This is a genomic window from Salmonella sp. NW645 (assembly GCF_051703725.1).
Classification (GTDB): domain Bacteria; phylum Pseudomonadota; class Gammaproteobacteria; order Enterobacterales; family Enterobacteriaceae; genus Salmonella; species Salmonella enterica.
Window position 1 is genome coordinate 128,034 of the sequence record NZ_JAMMKR010000009.1, and the last position, 21,302, is coordinate 149,335.

General features: G+C 52.7%; 25 protein-coding genes. 21 read left to right on the top strand and 4 right to left on the bottom strand.

Going from position 1 to position 21,302, the window contains the following annotated elements:
* The gene (locus NA389_RS18625; RefSeq protein WP_023262116.1) at positions 1-441 is read left to right on the top strand and encodes a tail fiber assembly protein; all 441 of its coding nucleotides are present in this window, start codon (positions 1-3) and stop codon (positions 439-441) included.
* Here the strand turns inward: NA389_RS18625 and NA389_RS18630 are convergent.
* Entirely contained in the window at positions 413-1,015 is a 603-nt protein-coding gene (locus NA389_RS18630) for a tail fiber assembly protein (RefSeq protein WP_023262115.1), read from the bottom strand. The genes NA389_RS18625 and NA389_RS18630 overlap by 29 nt on opposite strands.
* A complete protein-coding gene (locus NA389_RS18635; protein ID WP_140016254.1) occupies positions 1,015-1,566 on the bottom strand; it encodes a phage tail protein in 552 nt (183 codons plus the stop codon). The genes NA389_RS18630 and NA389_RS18635 overlap by 1 nt, the downstream gene beginning before the upstream one ends.
* A 27-nt stretch (positions 1,567-1,593) precedes the next feature.
* On the opposite strand from NA389_RS18635, the gene NA389_RS18640 reads away from it, so the two are divergent.
* The 9 genes from NA389_RS18640 to NA389_RS18680 all read left to right on the top strand — a co-directional run bounded on the left by NA389_RS18640 (position 1,594) and on the right by NA389_RS18680 (position 9,449).
* On the top strand, positions 1,594-2,160 hold the full coding sequence (locus NA389_RS18640) for a recombinase family protein (protein ID WP_017465755.1): 567 nt from the start codon (positions 1,594-1,596) through the stop codon (positions 2,158-2,160).
* Between the two features lie 142 nt (positions 2,161-2,302).
* Positions 2,303-3,475: a phage tail sheath protein gene (locus tag NA389_RS18645; RefSeq protein ID WP_023262117.1), complete on the top strand. Its 1,173-nt coding sequence runs from the start codon at positions 2,303-2,305 to the stop codon at positions 3,473-3,475.
* A 9-nt stretch (positions 3,476-3,484) separates the two neighbouring features.
* Complete coding sequence (locus NA389_RS18650) at positions 3,485-4,000, top strand: phage major tail tube protein (protein ID WP_023262118.1); 516 nt, start codon at positions 3,485-3,487, stop codon at positions 3,998-4,000.
* Between the two features lie 54 nt (positions 4,001-4,054).
* Entirely contained in the window at positions 4,055-4,357 is a 303-nt protein-coding gene (locus NA389_RS18655; RefSeq protein WP_001281016.1) for a phage tail assembly protein, read from the top strand.
* 14 nt (positions 4,358-4,371) lie between these two features.
* Positions 4,372-4,491, top strand: a complete 120-nt coding sequence (locus NA389_RS18660; protein WP_000763311.1) for a GpE family phage tail protein — start codon at positions 4,372-4,374, stop codon at positions 4,489-4,491.
* Complete coding sequence (locus tag NA389_RS18665) at positions 4,484-7,561, top strand: phage tail tape measure protein (RefSeq protein WP_023262119.1); 3,078 nt, start codon at positions 4,484-4,486, stop codon at positions 7,559-7,561. The genes NA389_RS18660 and NA389_RS18665 overlap by 8 nt, the downstream gene beginning before the upstream one ends.
* Positions 7,558-8,043 (top strand): phage tail protein, encoded by a 486-nt coding sequence (locus NA389_RS18670; protein ID WP_023262120.1) that lies wholly within the window; start codon positions 7,558-7,560, stop codon positions 8,041-8,043. Before NA389_RS18665 ends, NA389_RS18670 begins: the two co-directional genes overlap by 4 nt.
* Complete coding sequence (locus NA389_RS18675) at positions 8,040-9,140, top strand: phage late control D family protein (RefSeq protein WP_079917100.1); 1,101 nt, start codon at positions 8,040-8,042, stop codon at positions 9,138-9,140. The genes NA389_RS18670 and NA389_RS18675 overlap by 4 nt, the downstream gene beginning before the upstream one ends.
* 90 nt (positions 9,141-9,230) lie before the next feature.
* The gene (locus tag NA389_RS18680; RefSeq protein ID WP_000972391.1) at positions 9,231-9,449 is read left to right on the top strand and encodes an ogr/Delta-like zinc finger family protein; all 219 of its coding nucleotides are present in this window, start codon (positions 9,231-9,233) and stop codon (positions 9,447-9,449) included.
* Between the two features lie 235 nt (positions 9,450-9,684).
* Here the strand turns inward: NA389_RS18680 and NA389_RS18685 are convergent, their stop codons facing one another.
* A complete protein-coding gene (locus NA389_RS18685; protein WP_001024853.1) occupies positions 9,685-11,370 on the bottom strand; it encodes an aspartate:alanine antiporter in 1,686 nt (561 codons plus the stop codon).
* 270 nt (positions 11,371-11,640) lie between these two features.
* On the opposite strand from NA389_RS18685, the gene NA389_RS18690 reads away from it, so the two are divergent.
* On the top strand, positions 11,641-12,018 hold the full coding sequence (locus tag NA389_RS18690; protein ID WP_000680850.1) for an inner membrane protein YbjM: 378 nt from the start codon (positions 11,641-11,643) through the stop codon (positions 12,016-12,018).
* 31 nt (positions 12,019-12,049) lie between these two features.
* On the opposite strand, the gene NA389_RS18695 is transcribed toward NA389_RS18690, so the two are convergent.
* Positions 12,050-12,313, bottom strand: a complete 264-nt coding sequence (locus tag NA389_RS18695; protein WP_000495513.1) for a GrxA family glutaredoxin — start codon at positions 12,311-12,313, stop codon at positions 12,050-12,052.
* 169 nt (positions 12,314-12,482) lie between these two features.
* On the opposite strand from NA389_RS18695, the gene NA389_RS18700 reads away from it, so the two are divergent.
* The 10 genes from NA389_RS18700 (at position 12,483) to rlmC (ending at position 21,215) form a co-directional block, all read left to right on the top strand.
* Complete coding sequence (locus NA389_RS18700) at positions 12,483-12,773, top strand: YbjC family protein (RefSeq protein WP_001259137.1); 291 nt, start codon at positions 12,483-12,485, stop codon at positions 12,771-12,773.
* Complete coding sequence (nfsA, locus tag NA389_RS18705; protein ID WP_000075300.1) at positions 12,757-13,479, top strand: nitroreductase NfsA; 723 nt, start codon at positions 12,757-12,759, stop codon at positions 13,477-13,479. Before NA389_RS18700 ends, nfsA begins: the two co-directional genes overlap by 17 nt.
* 57 nt (positions 13,480-13,536) lie before the next feature.
* A complete protein-coding gene (gene rimK, locus NA389_RS18710) occupies positions 13,537-14,439 on the top strand; it encodes a 30S ribosomal protein S6--L-glutamate ligase (RefSeq protein WP_000684366.1) in 903 nt (300 codons plus the stop codon).
* Between the two features lie 95 nt (positions 14,440-14,534).
* The gene (locus NA389_RS18715; protein WP_000624810.1) at positions 14,535-15,011 is read left to right on the top strand and encodes a YbjN domain-containing protein; all 477 of its coding nucleotides are present in this window, start codon (positions 14,535-14,537) and stop codon (positions 15,009-15,011) included.
* 348 nt (positions 15,012-15,359) lie between these two features.
* Entirely contained in the window at positions 15,360-16,472 is a 1,113-nt protein-coding gene (potF, locus tag NA389_RS18720; protein WP_000125761.1) for a spermidine/putrescine ABC transporter substrate-binding protein PotF, read from the top strand.
* Positions 16,473-16,559: 87 nt separating this feature from the next.
* Positions 16,560-17,693, top strand: a complete 1,134-nt coding sequence (potG, locus tag NA389_RS18725) for a putrescine ABC transporter ATP-binding subunit PotG (protein WP_001000698.1) — start codon at positions 16,560-16,562, stop codon at positions 17,691-17,693.
* A gap of 9 nt (positions 17,694-17,702) precedes the next feature.
* Positions 17,703-18,656: a putrescine ABC transporter permease PotH gene (potH, locus tag NA389_RS18730; protein ID WP_000105453.1), complete on the top strand. Its 954-nt coding sequence runs from the start codon at positions 17,703-17,705 to the stop codon at positions 18,654-18,656.
* Positions 18,653-19,498: a putrescine ABC transporter permease PotI gene (potI, locus tag NA389_RS18735; RefSeq protein ID WP_001061629.1), complete on the top strand. Its 846-nt coding sequence runs from the start codon at positions 18,653-18,655 to the stop codon at positions 19,496-19,498. Before potH ends, potI begins: the two co-directional genes overlap by 4 nt.
* A gap of 73 nt (positions 19,499-19,571) precedes the next feature.
* Positions 19,572-20,045 (top strand): YbjO family protein, encoded by a 474-nt coding sequence (locus NA389_RS18740; RefSeq protein ID WP_000505786.1) that lies wholly within the window; start codon positions 19,572-19,574, stop codon positions 20,043-20,045.
* Between the two features lie 42 nt (positions 20,046-20,087).
* Positions 20,088-21,215 (top strand): 23S rRNA (uracil(747)-C(5))-methyltransferase RlmC, encoded by a 1,128-nt coding sequence (rlmC, locus tag NA389_RS18745; RefSeq protein ID WP_001149798.1) that lies wholly within the window; start codon positions 20,088-20,090, stop codon positions 21,213-21,215.
* Positions 21,216-21,302 lie beyond the last annotated feature (87 nt).

The window sequence follows — 21,302 nt, forward strand, 5'->3', positions numbered from 1 at the left end:
ATGCAGAAATATATTTTCAGTGCCGAGAAAAATGCGTTTTTCCCTGTGGAGCTTAAAATCGCTTATCAGGAATCCGGCGAATGGCCCGATGATGGAATCGACATTGACGACACTGTTGCCGCCGAATTTATGAAGGAAGCACCAGAAGGAAAATACAGAGGTGTCATCGACGGAATGCCTGCATGGATTGATATTCCACCGCCAACTCATGAGGAACAAATTGCCGCAGCCGAATTGGAAAAGCAGCAATTGATTAATCAGGTCAACGAATACATAAACAGTAAGCAATGGCCTGGTAAAGCGGCGATTGGTCGCCTGAAATGTGAGGAACTGGCGCAATATAATTTGTGGCTGGATTATCTGGACGCACTGGAACTGGTCGATACTTCCGGTGCGCCAGATATTGAATGGCCTACGTCTCCGGCAGTTCAGGCCAGATGACGTCCGGCGCGGTGCTGGTATCTGTTGCCGTCACCGCGTCAATGTAATCCAGCACAGCGTTAAGTCGGGTGTTTTCTGTCTGCATCAGCTTCCGCCCGGCCTGCAATTTCAGTTGAATCAGACTAATGGAAGCCATTGCAGTATCAATCAGTGACTGACGCTGTGCTTCTGCCGCGCCTACTGCGGCGCTATGCTGTGCCTCAGTATCTGTCACCCATTTCTCACCATCCCATTTATCGTATGGCGTTAACGGGGCGATAGTGGTTGTATTTTCAGGATAATCACCCGGAGCTGTGATTTCTTTCGATTCTCCTGTTTCGGTGCTATAGATGATTTCACCGCGATGGTCTGGCACATATTCCCATGAGTTAAAATCTGCAGAACGGCAGATTGCATAACCAGCTTTATGTGTAACTGGTGTATCTAAACAAGAACATGCCGGGATACCGACGCCAACCGCAAGATATTCAGTTGATGTGGAAATATATTCCCGCGTTTCACCATCATAATTATAAATGGTAATGACTCCCGCTTTTATGGCAATGAGTTCGTTATTTAATACGGCTTTATTCATCAGGCAGCCCTCACGATATAATTAAAGGCAATGTTACGAGGACGGTTTTCGTTTGCAGTTGGAACAATTCTTGAAGCATCAAGGCCAATCACTTTTGGGTAAACAGCGCCATCTGTTCTTTCTGTCACCATACTTCTGATTAAGGAGAAATAACTATTGTTCGTTGAGGGGTTCAAAGGCACCACTGCCCCCTTAAAAGAGCCTGCTGATTCCCATATTGAATAATTTTCGGTGTTTACAGTCTTGAACTCACCATAGATATTACGTATGGCATCGCCCTGAGCTGATAATATTGCCCTCCCCGTATCCATACCACGTCCGTCATCCCAGCCACGAATAAACTCACCACGTAAATCAGGCAATTTATTTGTCGGGTAAGCCTTTGCCAGTTCCGGGTATTCTTCAGCAGAAAAAGCTGCTCCGTTGCATTTCAGCCAGCCTGTTGGCGGAGTGGCTGAGGGCCACGGAACAGGTACGCCAACAGGCAATGCTGAGCCTTCTCCTAAACCAACGTTTAAGAAAATGCAGAGGTAACAGCTAACTGGCATCATCTCCGGTTTTTATTCAGGGGGATGATCATGCTTATTGGCTATGTACGCGTGTCAACAAATGACCAGAACACCGATTTGCAACGTAATGCACTGAACTGCGTGGGATGTGAGCGGATTTTTGAGGACAAAATCAGTGGCACTAAGTCCGACAGACCGGGGCTGAAAAAACTACTCAGGACACTATCGGCAGGAGACACGCTGGTTGTCTGGAAGCTGGACAGGTTGGGACGCAATATGCGGCATCTTGTTACGCTGATAGAAGAGTTGCGCCAGCGTGGCGTGAATTTCCGAAGTCTGACTGACAGTATTGATACCAGTACCCCAATGGGCCGTTTCTTTTTTCATGTCATGGGTGCCCTGGCTGAAATGGAACGCGAACTGATAGTTGAACGTACCAGGGCGGGGATTGCTGCAGCTCGCGACAAAGGCAGAGTAGGTGGACGCCGTCCTAAGTTGACCACCGAACAGTGGGCACAGATTGGACGTTTACTAGAGGCCGGAGAATCAAGACAGCGTATTGCACTGATTTTTGATGTGGGCGTTTCTACCATTTATAGAAAATTTCCGGCAAATAAGAGCAGTGAATCCCCCTGAATCAGCATAATTTTGATTATCCCTGCAAGCAGACAAATACCGTCATTTTGTGTGAATAACTGTACAACTACACTTAGCTGTTTGTCGGGCACAATCACTTCAACATAGGGCGAAGCCTAATCCAATCAGGAGGTTCGCCGCTATGGCTCAGGATTACCACCACGGGGTGCGCGTTGTTGAAATCAACGAAGGCACCCGATCCATTACCACGGTGAGCACCGCCATCGTGGGTATGGTCTGCACGGGCGATGATGCCGATGCAAAAATGTTTCCTCTTAATAAACCCGTGCTGATCACTGATGTGCTGACTGCCAGCGGTAAAGCGGGTGAGTCCGGCACGCTGGCCCGTTCGCTGGATGCCATCGCTGACCAGGCAAAACCCGTGACCGTTGTTGTGCGTGTGCCGCAGGGTGAAACGGAAGACGAAACCACGACCAATATCATCGGCGCAGTGACTGCTGAAGGTAAAAAAACAGGTATGAAAGCCCTGTTATCTGCCCAGTCACAGCTCGGCGTTAAACCGCGCATTCTCGGCGTGCCAGGCCACGACACCAAGGCGGTAGCTACTGAGTTGCTGAGCGTGGCGCAAAGCCTGCGTGGATTTGCTTACCTGTCAGCGTATGGCTGCAAGACGGTACAGGAGGCGATCACTTACCGTGAAAACTTTAGCCAGCGCGAAGGGATGCTAATCTGGCCTGACTTTACTGGCTGGGACACGGTGCTGAATGCCGAAGCAACGGCATATGCCACCGCCCGTGCGCTTGGTCTGCGCGCCAAAATTGACGAGCAGACCGGATGGCACAAAAGCCTGTCCAACGTGGGCGTGAACGGTGTCACCGGAATTTCTGCTGATGTGTTCTGGGATCTGCAGGACCCGGCAACCGATGCAGGTCTACTGAACCAGAACGACGTCACCACGCTTGTGCGTAAAGACGGGTTCCGCTTCTGGGGTTCCCGCTGTCTGAGCGATGATCCGCTTTTTGCTTTCGAAAACTACACCCGCACGGCGCAGGTGCTGATGGACACGATGGCAGAAGCGCACATGTGGGCGGTGGATAAACCGCTTAACCCGTCGCTGGCCCGCGACATTATCGAAGGTATCCGCGCCAAAATGCGCAGCCTGGTCAGTCAGGGCTATCTCATTGGTGGTGATTGCTGGCTGGATGAGTCGGTGAACGACAAAGACACGCTGAAAGCCGGAAAACTCACCATCGACTACGACTACACGCCAGTGCCGCCACTTGAAAACCTGATGCTGCGCCAGCGCATCACCGATCAGTACCTGGTGAATTTCGCCAGCCAGGTCAGCGCGTAAGGGGACAACATGGCTTTACCACGCAAATTAAAACACCTGAACCTGTTTAACGACGGGAACAACTGGCAGGGGATCGTTGAGTCGCTGACGCTGCCGAAATTCACCCGCAAATATGAGAAGTATCGCGGCGGCGGAATGCCGGGTGCAGTGGATGTGGATCTGGGGCTGGATGACAGTGCGCTGGACACAGAATTTTCCATTGGTGGTACTGAACTGCTGCTGTTTAAGCAGATGGGCAAATCCACGGTGGATGGTATCCAGTTGCGCTTTACCGGCTCTATTCAGCGTGACGATACCGGGGAAGTGCAGGCCGTGGAGCTTGTGGTGCGTGGACGCCACAAAGAAGTGGATTCCGGCGAGTGGAAGACGGGCGAAAGCAACACCACCAAAGTGACCAGTACCAACAGCTACGCGAAGCTGACCATCAATGCTGAGGTGCTCTATGAAGTGGACCTTATCAACATGGTGGAAATTGTGGACGGTGTGGACCTGATGGAAGCGCACCGCAACGCCCTCGGCCTCTGATGTATCTGAACGGCGCGGAATGCCGCGCCAGAACCTAATTTACAGGACAACAAAATGAGCGATAAACAGACTGAAAAGACCATTCAACTGGATACCCCCATCATGCGCGGTAAAACAGAAATTACCGAAATTGTGTTGCGTAAACCGCAGTCTGGTGCGCTGCGCGGCACACGCCTGCAGGCCATTATGGATATGGATGTGAACGCGATGATGACCGTGATCCCCCGCATCTCCAGTCCGGCACTGACTGCACAGGAAATCGCAGAGATGGACCCGGCAGATCTCACTGCCATGTCGGTTGAGGTTGTCACTTTTTTGTTGAAGAAGTCGGTGCTTGCCGGTTTACCGACAGCCTGACGGTTGACGATCTGGTGGCTGATATCGCCACCATCTTTCACTGGCCGCCATCCGTTACTGACGTTATGCCGCTGACCGAAGTGCTGGAATGGCGGTATAAAGCGATTCAGAGAAGCGGGGCCAACGATGAGTGATAATAACCTGCGCCTGCAGGTCATTCTTAATGCGGTTGACAAACTCACCCGCCCATTCCGTGCTGCACAGGCCAGTTCGAAAGAGCTGGCTGGCGCAATCAGAAACTCCCGTGACGCATTAAAGCAACTCAATCAGGCGGGTAACAGCCTGGAAAAATTTCGCAAGCTGCAGGCCGATAACAAGAAGTTAGGCGACAGGCTGAACTATGCCAGACAGAAGGCTAATTTGCTTAGCTCTGAGCTGGAGGCGATGGAACAACCATCACAAAGGCATCTTGTGGCTTTAGGTCGGCAAACGCTGGCAGTCCAACGCCTGGAAGAACAACAAAAATATTTGCAGAAGCAAACGGCGCTTGTGCGTGCTGAACTGTACCGGACGGGAATTTCTGCGAAAGACGATGCGGGAGCAACTGCCCGTTTAGCCCGTGAAACATCACGTTATAACCAGGAACTTTCGAAACAGGAGGCGCGGCTGAAGCAACTGGGGGAAGCTCAGCGCAGGATGAATGCAGCGCGTGCCAGTTATGCCCGTTCGCTGGAGGTGCGTGATCGTATTGCAGGTGCCGGAGCCACCACCACGGCGGCAGGGCTGGCAATGGGCGCGCCAGTGATGGCGGCAGTAAAAAGCTATACCAGCATGGAAGATGCCATGAAAGGTGTGGCAAAGCAGGTCAATGGTCTGCGTGACGATAATGGCAACCGCACTGCACGTTTTTATGAAATGCAGGATGCCATCAAGGCTGCCAGCGAACAGTTGCCGATGGAAAACGGTGCGGTGGACTTCGCTGCACTGGTTGAAGGTGGTGCGCGCATGAACGTCGCAAACCCTGACGACAGCTGGGAAGACCAGAAACGTGACCTGCTGGCCTTCGCCAGTACGGCAGCAAAGGCGGCAACAGCCTTTGAGCTGCCAGCGGATGAACTGTCAGAAAGTCTGGGGAAAATTGCCCAGCTCTACAAAATCCCTACCCGCAATATTGAACAGCTCGGTGATGCGCTGAACTATCTGGATGATAACGCGATGTCGAAAGGGGCGGACATCATTGATGTGATGCAACGCCTGGGCGGTGTGGCTGACCGTCTGGATTATCGTAAAGCGGCGGCACTGGGTTCCACCTTTCTGACACTGGGCGCTGCGCCGGAGGTTGCAGCCAGTGCAGCAAACGCGATGGTGCGTGAATTATCCATTGCCACCATGCAAAGCAAGAGTTTCTTTGAAGGGATGAATCTGCTGAAACTCAATCCTGAAGTGATTGAAAAGCAGATGACGAAGGATGCGATGGGAACCATCCAGCGCGTGCTGGAGAAGGTGAACGCACTGCCGCAGGACAAGCGTCTGTCTGCCATGACCATGTTGTTTGGTAAAGAGTTTGGTGATGACGCGGCGAAACTGGCAAACAACCTGCCGGAACTGCAGCGTCAGTTAAAACTGACAGCGGGCAATGATGCGCTCGGTTCCATGCAGAAAGAATCCGACATTAACAAGGATTCACTTTCTGCGCAGTGGTTGCTGGTCAAAACCGGAGCGCAGAACACCTTCAGTAGCCTGGGCGAAACGCTGCGCAAGCCGCTGATGGATATTCTGTACACGGTGAAAAGCGTCACGGGGGCGTTGCGTCGCTGGGTGGAAGCTAACCCGGAACTGACAGGCACACTGATGAAAGCAGCGGCTGTTGTGGCTGCGGTTACCGTCGGCCTCGGCACCTTAGCGGTGGCGCTGGCTGCAGTGCTGGGGCCGCTGGCAGTGATCCGTCTGGGATTCTCTGTGCTGGGCATCAAAACGTTACCTTCCGTTACGGCAGCAGTAACACGAACCAGCAGCGCGTTGTCCTGGCTGGCTGGCGCTCCACTGGCAGTGCTGCGACGCGGGCTTGCTTCATCGGGTAACGCAGCGGGTTTACTTACTGCGCCGTTGTCGTCTTTGCGCCGTACGGCATCACTGACGGGAAATGTCCTGAAAACTGTAGCAGGTGCGCCGGTTGCACTTTTGCGGTCTGGATTATCCGGTTTACGTGCTGTTGCTGTGATGTTTATGAATCCTCTGGCGGTACTGCGCGGTGGACTGGCCGCCGCAGGCGCGGTGCTTCGTGTGCTTGCATCTGGTCCACTGGCGATGCTGCGCGTTGCCCTGTATGCCATATCTGGTCTGTTAGGTGCTCTGCTCAGTCCGATAGGTCTTGTGGTTACTGCACTGGCGGGCGTGGCGCTGGTTGTCTGGAAATACTGGCAACCCATCACCGCATTTCTTGGTGGCGTGGTGGAAGGATTCAAAGCGGCGGCAGGTCCCGTCAGTGCTGCATTCGAACCACTTAAGCCTGTGTTTCAGTGGATTGGCGACAAAGTACAGGCGCTGTGGGGCTGGTTTACTGATCTGCTGACGCCCGTTAAGTCAACCTCTGCCGAACTGCAGAGTGCAGCGGCAATGGGGCGGCGATTCGGGGAGGCACTGGCGGAAGGGCTGAATATGGTCATGCATCCGCTGGACTCCCTGAAATCCGGCGTTTCCTGGTTGCTGGAGAAACTCGGCATTGTCAGTAAAGAGGCCGCAAAGGCAAAACTACCGGAAAGCGTGACGCGTCAGCAACCTGCGACGGTGAATGCAGACGGTAAAGTGATTATGCCATCGGGTGGTTTTCCGTCATGGGGATATGGCTTTGCGGGGATGTATGACAGCGGCGGCTATATCCCGCGCGGGCAGTTTGGCATCGTCGGTGAAAACGGGCCGGAAATTGTTAACGGCCCGGCAAACGTGACCAGCCGGAGAAATACAGCTGCACTGGCTGCCGTTGTTGCCGGAATGATGGGGGTTGCTGCCGCGCCTGCAGAGCTTCCACCGTTACATCCTTTGGCACTTCCCGCGAAAGGCGGTGAAGCGATGGTGAGTCGTGCAGCTACTGTGCCGCCCATTTACCGGATTGAAGCACCGACGCAGATCATCATCCAGACACAGCCAGGACAAAGTGCGCAGGATATTGCGCGGGAGGTGGCCCGCCAGCTTGATGAACGTGAACGCAGGCTGAAGGCAAAAGCCAGGAGTAACTACAGCGATCAGGGGGGATACGACGCATGATGATGGTGCTGGGATTGTACGTGTTTATGCTGCGCACCGTGCCGTATCAGGAACTGCAGTATCAGCGCAGCTGGCGACATGCGGCTAACAGCCGGGTAAATCGTCGTCCGTCCACGCAGTTTCTGGGACCGGACAACGACATGCTGACGCTTTCCGGTGTTCTTATGCCGGAGATAACAGGCGGCAGGCTGTCGTTGCTGGCACTTGAGCAGATGGCAGAACAGGGGAAAGCATGGCCTCTGATTGAAGGCAGCGGCACGATTTACGGCATGTATGTGATTGAGGGACTGAATCAGACTAAAACGGAGTTTTTCCGCGACGGTATGCCGCGCCGGATTGAGTTCACCCTGTCGCTCAAACGGGTGGATGAGTCCCTGTCCGATATGTTCGGTGATCTCAGTGCGCAGCTGAGTAATCTGCAGGGAACGGCAACATCTGCCTTAAGCGATATCAGTAAAACGGTGGGAGGGCTTCTGTCGTGAATTTCAGCTCTGAACTGCTTAACAAAGGCAACAAAACTCCGGCATTCAGCATCAGTATTGAAGGCAGGGATATTACCACTGTGCTGGACAACCGCCTGATGGGGCTGACGTTGACGGATAACCGGGGCTTTGAAGCGGACCAGCTTGATCTGGAGCTGGACGACGCCGATGGAAAAATCGTGCTGCCGCGCCGTGGTGCGGTCATTACGCTGGCGCTGGGCTGGAAGGGGCAGCCGCTTTTCCCGAAAGGGGCATTCACGGTGGACGAGATTGAACACACTGGCGCACCGGACCGCCTGACTATCCGGGCGCGAAGTTCTGATTTTCGTGAAACACTGAATACCCGCCGTGAAAAGTCGTGGCACAAGACCACCGTTGGGGAAGTGGTGAAGGAAATAGCTGCGCGGCACAAACTGAAGATGGCATTGGGTAAAGACCTGTCAGATAAACCCGTGGAACATATAGATCAGACCAATGAGAGTGACGGCAGTTTTCTGATGCGGCTGGCGCGCCAGTACGGTGCTATTGCGTCGGTGAAAAATGGCAATCTGTTATTCATCCGACAGGGGCAGGGTAAAAGCGCCAGTGGTAAACCACTACCGGTTATCACTATCACACGTAAGGACGGCGACAGTCACCGCTTTACCCTGGCAGATCGCGGAGCTTACACGGGCGTAATTGCCAGCTGGTTGCATACCCGCGAACCCGCGAAGAAAGAAAGCACCGCGGTGAAGCGTAAGCGCAGGACTAAGAAGCAGAAGAAAGAGCCGGAAGCGAAGCAGGGCGATTACCTGGTGGGTACGGATGAAAACGTGCTGGTACTTAATCGCACCTATGCTAATCGGAGTAACGCCGAACGGGCAGCGAAAATGCAGTGGGAACGCCTGCAACGCGGCGTTGCGTCATTCTCGCTACAACTGGCGGAAGGGCGGGCAGATCTCTACACGGAAATGCCAGTGAAAGTCAGTGGCTTTAAACAGCCGATAGATGATGCGGAATGGACCATTACGACTCTGACGCATACCGTCAGCCCGGATAACGGTTTTACGACCAGTCTGGAGCTTGAAGTGAGGATTGATGATTTCGAAATGGAATGATTCTTCGCAATGGAGAACTTTTAAGTTTGCAAAATGGAATAATGCGGTATCATTATTGTGAATTTAGCAAAAATGGGGAGAACTCGAAAAATGATGATTTGCCCACTGTGTGGAAGTGCCGCCCATACTCGCAGCAGTTTTCAGGTATCTTCATTGACCAAAGAGCGTTACAACCAGTGCCAGAATATTAACTGCAGCCATACTTTTGTTACCCATGAAACTTTTGTTCGTTCGATTGCAACGCCAAAAGAGTCAAATCCGGTTCAGCCGCATCCAATGAAATCAGGACAGGTGGCGCTCTCTCTTTGACGCTGCCGCCATTTTGTCGCCATCGTTAAAAAACAGTGCTTCTAACATCATGATTTTAAAAGGCATAAATTTCAGGCAACAAAAAACCCACCAACCTTGAACCGAAATGGCGGGGTTGATGGGCTCCACAAAATGGGGACATCAAAGAAAAGCAGTGGCAATAGGTATGACTGATGCTTTAACGAAAAGTTCGACCTATTGGCAAAATTTTTTCACTTAAAGGCAAACTTCAGTTTTATCCTAACCCCGGCCAGATGATGACAATAAGCGTCCCCGCCAGCGTTAGCAGAACGTTGGCGATGGCGTAAGTCCCCGCATAACCCAGCGCTGGAATATTGCTGCGCGCCGTATCGCTAATGATTTCCATCGCCGGGGCGCAGGTACGCGCGCCCATCATGGCGCCAAACAGCAGCGCCCGGTTCATGCGCAGCACATAAGCGCCAAACAAGAAGCAGATCACCACCGGTACCAGGCTGACGACAAGCCCGGCGATCAGCATTTGTCCGCCGACCGCGCCCAGACCGTTGCTGATACCGCTGCCGGCGCTTAAACCAACGCCGGCCATAAATACCATCAAGCCGAATTCTTTCACCATGTTAAGCGCGCCCTGCGGAATATAACCAAAGGTAGGGTGGTTAGCGCGCAGGAAACCGAGCATGATCCCGGCGAACAGCAATCCGGCCGCGTTGCCGATGCCGAAACTAAAATTGCTGAACTGGAAGGTAATCATCCCGATCATTAACCCGATGATAAAAAAAGCGCAGAAGGCGAGCAGGTCCGTCACCTGGCTATGGATCGAAATAAAACCAATGCGATCGGCGATGGTTTTTACGCGTCTGGCGTCGCCGCTCACCTGTAGCACGTCGCCTTTATTCAGCACGACGTTATCGTCGATAGGCATTTCGATCTGGCTGCGGATGACGCGGTTAAGGAAGCAGCCATGATCGGTCAGCTTGAGCTGAGCGAGGCGGCGACCGACCGCATTGTGGTTTTTCACCACAATTTCTTCCGTTACGATGCGCATATCAAGCAGATCGCGATCAAACACTTCCTTACCATTACGGAAGCTGGGATCGAGCCTGGCGTGCGCGTCCGGATAGCCGACCAGCGCAATCTCATCGCCCATTTGCAGCACCGCATCGCCATCCGGGTTCGCCAGAATACCGTTACGACGAATACGTTCGATATAGCAACCTGTCTGGCGGTAAATACCCAGCTCGCGCAGGTTTTTTCCGTCAGTCCAGGCCACCAGTTCCGGACCAACCCGATAGGCGCGGATAACCGGCAAATAAACTTTGCGATTAGCATCGGTATCCAGACCGCGCTCGCGAGCAATTTGCTGGGCGCTGGTTTGCAAATCCTGATGCTGTAGTTTAGGCAAGTAGCGCGCGCCCACGATCAGACTGACTAGCCCAATCAGATAGGTCAGGGCATAACCCAGGCTCAGATTATCAAGAGCGGAGGAAAGTTGGGTGCTGGCGATGCCGGAATGTCGCAGGGTATCGCCTGCGCCAACCAGCACGGGCGTGGATGTCATTGAGCCGGCCAGCATACCGGCCGTCAGGCCGATATCCCAGCCGAATAGCTTACCAAGGCCTAAGGCGATTAGCAGAGCGCTACCGACCATGACCAGGGCAAGCATCAGATAATTTTTACCGTCGCGAAAAAAAATCGAAAAAAAGTTGGGGCCAGCCTCGACGCCGACACAAAAAATAAACAGCATAAATCCCAGATTTAGCGCGTCGGTGTTAATACTGAAGTGTTGCTGCCCTAATAATAGAGAGACCACTAAAACGCCAATGGAATTACCAAGTTGGACTGAACCCAGACGTAACTTGCCAAGACACAGGCCAAGAGCCAGGACCACAAATAATAACAGGATGTAATTCCCATTTAACAAATCTGCGACGTTTATATTCACGGAGACTAACTTCTTGTTTACGAGTAAGCTGTTGAAAGAAATGGTAATTTACGCTACTGTTTTTATCATGAATTAAGGGTGCAATCGTATTGCATACAGCATCCAAATAAAAACAACACAACAATATATCCTGCTAGTTTAATCTTATTGCGTACTAACGGCTATAAGAATCGTGCAGGTGTGTTTTTGGCATGGAATGCCACATGACTTTATCTGACTGGATGCCTCACGGCGGAAAGCGTGTTCGATAGAGAGTGTCAGGAGGAACGATTGAAACATAAACACGGGTGGGCAAGCGTTGTCTGCTGCTTTGTACTCTTTATTGTGGTGTGTCTTTCATTAACTATGCATGTACAAGGCGCTTTTCGCGCGGCAGGGCATCCTGAGATTGGACTGTTATTTTTTACGTTGCCTGGTGCGGTGGCCAGTTTTTGTTCTCACCGACGCGAGGTGATCCGACCGCTGATCGGGGCGATGCTGGCGGCGCCGTTTTGCCTGGTGTTAATGCGCGTGGTATTTATGCCTACCCGATCGTTTTGGCAAGAACTGGCGTGGTTATTTAGCGCCGTATTCTGGTGTGCGTTAGGCGCGCTCTGTTATTTGTTTATTAGCAGCCTGTTTAGCCACCGGCGAAAAAAACGCCGGTAGCGCCCTCCGGTAGAGGGCGTTGCCAGAGCAATCAGGCGAAAAGATTCAGATTTTCTTTTGCCCATGCTTCAAAATCTGTACAGCCGCCGATATGTTTTTGATCGACAAAAATCTGCGGTACGGTTTCTACAGGTTTACCTACGGTTTTTTCCAAATCCGCTTTAGTAATGCCTTCGGCATGGATATCAATATAGCGGTAGTTGAAATCGTCGCGTTCTTTGCTCAGTTTTTCCGCCAACTCTTTTGCACGCACGCAATAAGGGCACCCTGGGCGGCCAAAAATAACAGTAAACATATCTCTCCTCGAACATAAAGCCAGACGGCGAACAGGTGTTATCATGCCGCGATTTACGGCAGATGAAAAGCAGGTTACGCCTGTTCCTTTGATAACCCAGGGCTATATCTGTTAAGCACGCCGGACCAGAACGTTCTACACTGTGCGTCAGTTTACCGGGAGGCTTGATATGCGCACGATTGGCGTGTTACCCAAAAGCGTACTGATACTGGAATACCTCGGTATGATTTTGCTGGCGCTTGCTCTGCTATCGCTTAATCATTACCTTACGCTGCCCGCGCCGTTCAATACGCCGCTGGCTGGCGTATTGATGGTTTTCCTGGGCGTCGTGTTGATCCTCCCCGCCGCGGTGGCGATGATGTGGCGTATTGCGCAGTTACTGGCGCCGCAGTTGATGAAACGTCCACCCGACATTTCTTCCCGTTCAGATAGAGAAAAGCATAATGAGTCCGACCATTGAACTTCTTTGTGGCCATCGTTCTATTCGCCATTTCACCGATGAACCCGTGACTGACGCGCAGCGAGAGGCCATTATTGCCGCCGCGCGCAGCACGTCCAGTTCCAGTTTTTTACAGTGCAGCTCTATTATCCGTATTACCGATCGGGCGCTGCGCGAGGCGTTAGTGCCCCTGACGGGCGGGCAAAAGCATGTGGCGCAGGCCGCTGAGTTCTGGGTATTTTGCGCCGATTTTAATCGTCATTTGCAGATCTGCCCTGACGCGCAGTTGGGGCTTGCCGAACAACTGCTGCTCGGTGTCGTCGATACGGCGATGATGGGGCAAAATGCGCTGACGGCGGCGGAATCACTGGGGTTAGGCGGCGTGTATATCGGCGGCATTCGTAACAATATTGAATCTGTTACCGAACTGTTAAAATTGCCGAAGCATGTATTGCCGCTCTTTGGCCTGTGTTTGGGATGGCCTGCGGATAATCCGGATCTGAAACCGCGCCTGCCTGCAGAGCTTGTGGTTCATGAGAACCAGTATCAACCGCTTGATGAAAAGCTGCTGGCGCGCTATGACGAGCAGTTGGCTGAGTATTATCTGACCCGAGGCAGTAATACGCGACGCGATACCTGGAGCGATCATATCCGTCGCACCCTGATTAAAGAAAATCGCCCATTTATCCTTGAATATTTGCATAAACAGGGCTGGGCGACGCGCTAAAACCTGCGGGCCAGTGTATGATACGCGGGCTTTTCAGGGTTTTCAGCGAGGTGCAGGGTGAAAATTGCCATATTGTCCAGGGATGGAACGCTCTATTCTTGCAAACGTCTGCGCGAAGCGGCGATGCGGCGCGGCCATCTGGTCGAGATACTCGATCCTCTTTCCTGCTATATGAATATTAATCCGGCTGCGTCGTCGATCCATTACAAGGGGCGTCGTCTGCCCCATTATGACGCCGTTATTCCCCGTATTGGTTCGGCCATTACCTTTTATGGTACCGCTGCGCTACGTCAGTTTGAGCTATTGGGTAGCTATCCGCTGAATGAATCCGTCGCCATTACCCGCGCGCGCGATAAGCTGCGATCGCTACAACTTCTGGCGCGCCAGGGGATCGATCTTCCCATTACCGGGATCGCCCATTCTCCGGATGACACCAGCGATCTTATTAAGATGGTTGGCGGGGCGCCGCTGGTCGTGAAGCTGGTAGAAGGCACGCAAGGGATCGGCGTGGTATTGGCGGAGACGCGTCAGGCTGCTGAAAGCGTTATTGATGCGTTTCGGGGGCTGAATGCCCATATTTTGGTTCAGGAATACATTGCCGAAGCTAAAGGATGCGATATTCGTTGTCTGGTCGTCGGCAATGAGGTTGTGGCGGCGATTGAGCGGTGCGCGAAAGCCGGTGATTTTCGCTCCAATCTTCATCGTGGCGGGGTGGCCAGCATCGCGACGATCACGCCCCGTGAACGGGATATCGCCATCAAAGCCGCACAGACGCTGGGGCTGGATGTGGCGGGTGTCGATATTTTACGCGCCGCGCGCGGGCCGCTGGTGATGGAGGTGAATGCCTCGCCGGGACTGGAAGGTATCGAAAAGACTACGGGCGTGGATATCGCGGGGCGAATGATTCAGTGGATAGAACGTCACGCTACGCCTGAATTTTGCCTTAAAATCGGCGGCTAATCGCAATCGTGGATTCCGCCGTAGTACGAAGCACGCTTTTTGCGTAAGCTGTGCCGGTAATTTTTCATCGTCATCGTAAGAGGTAGCACATTATTATGATATCACTGGTCGTTCCCACTCTGGATACGTTGCGTCAATGGCTCGACGACCTGGGCATGAATTTCTTCGAATGTGATACCTGCCAGGCGCTGCATTTGCCGCATATGCAGAATTTTGACGGCGTCTACGATGCTAAAATCGATTTGGTGGACAACACCATTCTTTTTTCCGCGATGGCGGAGGTCAGGCCTTCCGCGTTGCTGCCGCTGGCGGCCGATCTCTCTGCTATCAACGCCAGTTCGTTGACGGTAAAAGCCTTTCTCGATATGCAGGATGATAATCTGCCAAAACTGGTTGTGTGCCAGTCTTTATCCGTTATGCAAGGCGTCACCTACGAACAGTTCGAATGGTTTGTTCGCCAAAGTGAAGAGCAGATTTCTATGGTGATCCTTGAGGCCGGGGCGCATCAGCTTCTGTTTAACGCGGAAGAAGACGCGCAAAAAACCAGCGCGGTTGACCATTTTCTTCACTGATCCCTCCCGATAATCAGGCAGTCGCTGCCAGCGCGGCTGCTGTTTACGTTTTTTTATGCTGCAGTTAACCTTTATTTAAAGAATTATTCACCTCATTTCTGACCATTTCGCTTTATCACATAGACAAAACCTGCATAAAAAATTGATAAAAGGCGTTTTTTAATCTGGGCTATAGCCTCAAACCTTAGCTAAAGTTATTCTTGCGAAGCTTCTATAGCGAGCTTGATGGCAGGGAGGGCGACCTCTCTTCTTTATTTGTATCAAATGAAAAGGTATGCACATTTCAGGCATGTTTTAAACCACGCCTAATGGGTTCATTTGTTAACGGATTTCAGAAGGAAAGCGATGATGACCGCCTTAAAGAAAAAATGGCTATCGGGTCTGGTTGCGGGTGCTTTGATGGTCGTCTCTGTCGGCACGCTCGCTGCCGAACAAAAAACGCTGCACATTTATAACTGGTCAGATTATATCGCGCCGGACACGGTGGCGAACTTTGAAAAAGAGACCGGGATTAACGTTATCTATGATGTCTTTGACTCTAACGAAGTGCTGGAAGGCAAGTTAATGGCAGGCAGCACCGGGTTCGATCTGGTGGTGCCATCGGCCAGTTTTCTTGAGCGCCAGCTCACCGCGGGCGTTTTTCAGCTGCTGGATAAAAGCAAACTTCCCGGCTGGAAAAACCTCGATCCTGAACTGCTGAAACTGGTAGCGAAGCACGATCCTGACAACAAATACGCCATGCCCTACATGTGGGCCACGACGGGCATTGGCTATAACGTTGATAAAGTGAAAGCGGTGCTGGGGGATGATGCTCCAGTGAATAGCTGGGATTTAGTCCTCAAGCCAGAAAATCTGGAGAAGCTAAAAAGCTGCGGCGTCTCTTTCCTTGATGCGCCTGAAGAAATTTTTGCTACCGTGCTGAACTATCTGGGTAAAGATCCGAATAGCAGCAAAGCGGATGACTACACCGGCCCGGCAACCGATCTGTTGTTGAAGCTACGGCCAAACATTCGCTATTTCCACTCCTCGCAATACATTAACGATCTGGCTAATGGCGATACCTGTGTGGCCATCGGCTGGGCGGGCGATGTCTGGCAGGCCGCTAACCGGGCGAAAGAGGCGAAAAATGGCGTCAATATCTCTTTCTCGATCCCCAAAGAGGGGGCAATGGCATTTTTTGATGTGTTTGCCATGCCGGCTGACGCCAAAAATAAAGACGAGGCCTACCAGTTCCTTAATTATCTGTTGCGCCCTGATGTGATTGCCCATATTTCCGATCACGTTTTCTACGCCAATGCGAATAAAGAGGCGACGGCGCTGGTCAGCCAGCAGGTGCGCGATAACCCGGGAATTTATCCGCCGGCGGATGTGCGGGCCAAGTTGTTTACCCTGAAAGTGCAGGAGCCGAAGATTGATCGTGTCCGCACCCGCGCATGGACGAAGGTGAAAAGCGGTAAGTAATTGATTAACGGTATGGCCTGATAAGCGTGCGCTATCGGGCATTCCACCGTTTGTATCGTTTGATTGTGTTATGCCGGAGAGCGCCTTGTGAATGATGTCCCCCACCGCCCGCAGGTGAAAACCCGTAAAGCGCTGACGCCGCTTCTGGAAATTCGCAACCTGACGAAGTCATTCGACGGGCAACATGCTGTCGATGATGTCAGTCTGACTATCTATAAAGGCGAGATTTTTGCCCTGCTGGGCGCGTCAGGTTGTGGAAAATCGACTCTGCTACGGATGCTGGCAGGTTTTGAACCACCGAGCAGCGGGCAAATTATGCTCGACGGCGTCGATCTGGCGCATGTTCCGCCGTATCAGCGTCCGATTAATATGATGTTTCAGTCCTATGCGTTGTTTCCGCATATGACGGTAGAGCAGAACATCGCTTTTGGTCTGAAGCAGGACAAACTGCCGAAGGCGGAGATTACCAGCCGCGTCAATGAAATGCTGGGTCTGGTGCACATGCAGGAGTTTGCGAAACGTAAGCCGCATCAGCTTTCCGGCGGTCAGCGTCAGCGCGTGGCCCTGGCGCGCAGTCTGGCGAAACGTCCTAAGCTGCTCTTGTTGGATGAACCGATGGGCGCGCTGGATAAAAAATTACGCGACCGGATGCAGCTTGAAGTGGTGGATATCCTTGAGCGCGTCGGCGTGACCTGCGTCATGGTGACGCACGATCAGGAAGAAGCGATGACGATGGCGGGGCGCATTGCCATCATGAACCGTGGAAAATTTGTGCAAATTGGCGAACCGGAGGAGATTTACGAGCATCCGACGACCCGCTACAGCGCCGAATTTATCGGATCGGTAAATGTTTTTGAGGGCTTACTGAAAGCGCGTGAAGAGGACGGTCTGGTCATTGACGCGCCCGGTTTGGTTCATCCGTTAAAAGTCGATGCAGATGCCTCTGTCGTTGATAATGTGCCGGTATATGTGGCGCTACGTCCGGAAAAAATCATGCTGTGTGAGTCGCCGCCTGCCGATGGCTATAATTTCGCCGTCGGCGAAGTGGCGCATATTGCGTATCTCGGCGATCTGTCTATTTATCATGTGCGGCTAAAAAGCGGGCAGATGATCAGCGCTCAACTGCAGAATGCGCACCGTTACCGGAAAGGGTTACCGACCTGGGGCGATGAAGTGCGTTTGTGCTGGGAAGCGGATAGCTGCGTGGTCCTGACGGTATAAGGGGGAAACATGAGCACACTTGAACCTCCGGCACGCATCAGTAAACCTGGCGGCGCGGCGCTATGGTTGGCGCGGATGCAAATGAAACATGGGCGTAAGCTGGTTATTGCTTTGCCTTATATCTGGCTCATTCTGCTGTTTTTACTGCCGTTTCTTATCGTCTTTAAGATAAGCCTGGCGGAAATGGCGAGGGCGATCCCGCCGTATACCGATCTGCTGGAATGGGCTGACGGTCAGTTGTCGATTACGCTCAACCTCGGCAATTTTTTGCAACTGACCGACGATCCGCTTTATTTCGAAGCCTATCTGCAATCGTTACAAATTGCCGGTATTTCCACAATCTGCTGCCTGCTGCTGGGCTACCCGCTGGCGTGGGCGGTGGCGCACAGCAAGCCCTCCACGCGCAATATCCTGCTGCTGTTGGTGATTCTGCCCTCGTGGACGTCTTTTTTAATACGCGTCTATGCCTGGATGGGCATTTTGAAAAACAACGGTGTGCTGAACAATGTGTTGCTGTGGCTAGGGGTTATCGATCAGCCGCTGACGATCCTGCACACTAACCTGGCCGTCTATATCGGCATTGTTTATGCGTATCTGCCGTTTATGGTTCTGCCCATTTATACCGCGTTGACGCGCATTGATTATTCGCTGGTGGAAGCGTCGTTGGATCTCGGCGCCCGACCGCTGAAAACGTTTTTTAGCATCATTGTACCGCTCACCAAAGGCGGAATCATCGCCGGCTCGATGCTGGTTTTTATCCCGGCGGTGGGCGAGTTCGTGATCCCGGAACTGCTTGGCGGGCCGGACAGTATCATGATTGGTCGCGTTCTGTGGCAGGAGTTTTTCAATAACCGCGACTGGCCGGTTGCTTCTGCGGTCGCCATTATTATGTTGCTGCTGCTGATAGTACCGATCATGTGGTTCCATAAACATCAGCAAAAAAGTGTGGGGGAGCACGGATGAATAACTTACCAGTCGTTCGCTCGCCCTGGCGCATTCTGATTCTGGTGCTGGGGTTTACTTTTCTCTATGCGCCGATGTTAATGTTGGTGATTTACTCGTTTAACAGTTCGAAGCTGGTGACGGTGTGGGCGGGATGGTCGACGCGCTGGTATGGCGAGCTCTTTCGGGATACCGCCATGATGAGCGCAGTGGGACTAAGCCTGACAATTGCCGCCTGCGCGGCGACGATGGCGGTGGTGCTCGGTACCATTGCTGCGGTGGTGATGGTGCGATTTGGACGGTTTCGCGGCGCAAACGGCTTTGCGTTTATGATCACCGCGCCGCTGGTGATGCCGGATGTGATTACCGGGCTGTCGCTGCTGCTGCTGTTTGTCGCGCTCGGTCATGCTATCGGCTGGCCCTCCGATCGCGGAATGCTGACCATCTGGTTGGCGCACGTCACTTTCTGTACCGCCTACGTGGCAGTGGTGATCGCTTCGCGATTACGCGAACTGGATCGTTCGATTGAAGAGGCGGCGATGGATCTTGGCGCGGCGCCGTTGAAGGTCTTTTTTGTCATTACGTTACCGATGATCATGCCAGCGGTGATCTCGGGCTGGCTGTTGGCCTTTACGCTCTCCCTTGACGATCTGGTGATTGCCAGCTTCGTTTCCGGTCCCGGCGCCACCACGCTACCGATGCTGGTTTTCTCCAGCGTGCGCATGGGCGTGAACCCGGAAATCAACGCGCTGGCGACGTTAATCCTCGGCGTGGTAGGAATCGTCGGATTTATTGCCTGGTACCTGATGGCGCGAGCGGAAAAACAGCGGATTCGCGATATCCAGCGTGCAAGACGCGGCTGAAGCCACTAAAATCTTCCACTATGGCAATGCGTTGCCGTGCGGGTCGCGGCATCATTTTCAGGGAAGACATTCATTGGGATTTATAAAGCAATCAACCTCATCACATGCCCGTTTAAATGTGCCTACGCTGGTGCAGGTTGCGGCTATGGCGATTATTTTGATTCGCGGTCTCGATGTGCTGATGATTATGAATACCCTCGGCATACGCGGGATGGGCGAGTTTATTCATCGCAGTGTGCAGACGTGGAGCTTAACCCTTGTCTTTCTGGCAAGCTTAATGCTGGTCTTTGTTGAAATTTATTGTGCGTTTTCGCTGGTGAAAGGCCGTAGCTGGGCGCGCTGGGTGTACCTGGCGACACAAATTATTGTGAGCGGATATCTGTGGGCGGCGTCGTTAGGCTACGGGTATCCGGAGTTGTTTAGCATCGCGGGAGAATCGAAGCGTGATATCCTGCATTCCCTGGTCATGCAAAAACTCCCCGATCTTTTAATTCTGTTTCTGCTGTTTATTCCCGCTCCCAGCCGTCGGTTCTTCCGGCTGCAATAATGTGTATAATCGTCGCCCCGGATAATATGAAGGTTTTTTGGTATGCAGTGCGCACTCTATGACGCGGGTCGCTGCCGTTCCTGTCAATGGATTACGCAGTCGGTTAACGAACAACTTTCCGCAAAAACAGCCGATTTACATCGTTTGCTGACCGGGCTGCCTGTTGAACAGTGGTGTGCGCCGATTGGCGGCCCGGAACAGCATTTCCGCAACAAAGCGAAAATGGTCGTGAGCGGTAGTGTAGAAAAACCGCTCTTCGGGATGCTGCATCGCGACGGTACGCCGGTCGATCTTTGCGGCTGCCCGCTGTATCCCGCCTCCTTTGCCCCCGTATTCAGCGCGCTAAAACCTTTTATTGCCCGTGCCGGACTCACGCCTTATAACGTGGCGCGAAAACGCGGCGAACTGAAATACCTGTTGCTGACGGAAAGTCAGTTCGATGGCGGCATGATGCTACGCTTCGTGTTGCGTTCAGAAAACAAACTTACGCAACTGCGCGCGGCGTTACCGTGGCTGCGTGCGCAACTGCCGCAGCTCAGGGTGATCACCGCAAATATTCAGCCGGTACATATGGCGATTATGGAAGGGGAGAAGGAAATCTATCTGACGGATCAGCAGGCGCTGGCGGAACGTTTTAACGATGTGCCGCTGTGGATTCGTCCGCAAAGTTTCTTTCAGACCAACCCTACGGTCGCCAGCCGATTATATGCGACGGCGCGTGACTGGGTAGGGCAACTGCCGGTACGCCATATGTGGGATCTTTTTTGCGGAGTGGGCGGATTCGGCCTGCACTGCGCGACGCCGCAGATGCAATTAACCGGTATTGAGATCGCGCCGGAGGCGATTGCCTGCGCGAAGCAATCCGCTGCCGAGCTGGGATTGACCCGCCTTCATTTCCAGGCGTTGGATTCCACCCAATTCGCCACCGCACAAGGCGAAACGCCCGACCTGGTGTTGGTGAATCCTCCCCGCCGTGGCATTGGCAAGCCGTTGTGCGATTACCTTGCACAAATGGCGCCGCGTTTTATTATTTATTCAAGCTGTAACGCGCAGACGATGGCGCAGGATATTCGCCATCTGCCGAACTACCGTATTCAACGTGTTCAGCTTTTCGATATGTTCCCGCATACCGCGCATTATGAAGTGTTAACATTGCTTTGCAGGCTGTAGCGCCAAAAGCTAGACATACAAAATATCTATATTAACTGTCTAATTATCCATAAATAATAATAACCATGATCGATCGATAAAAAACTC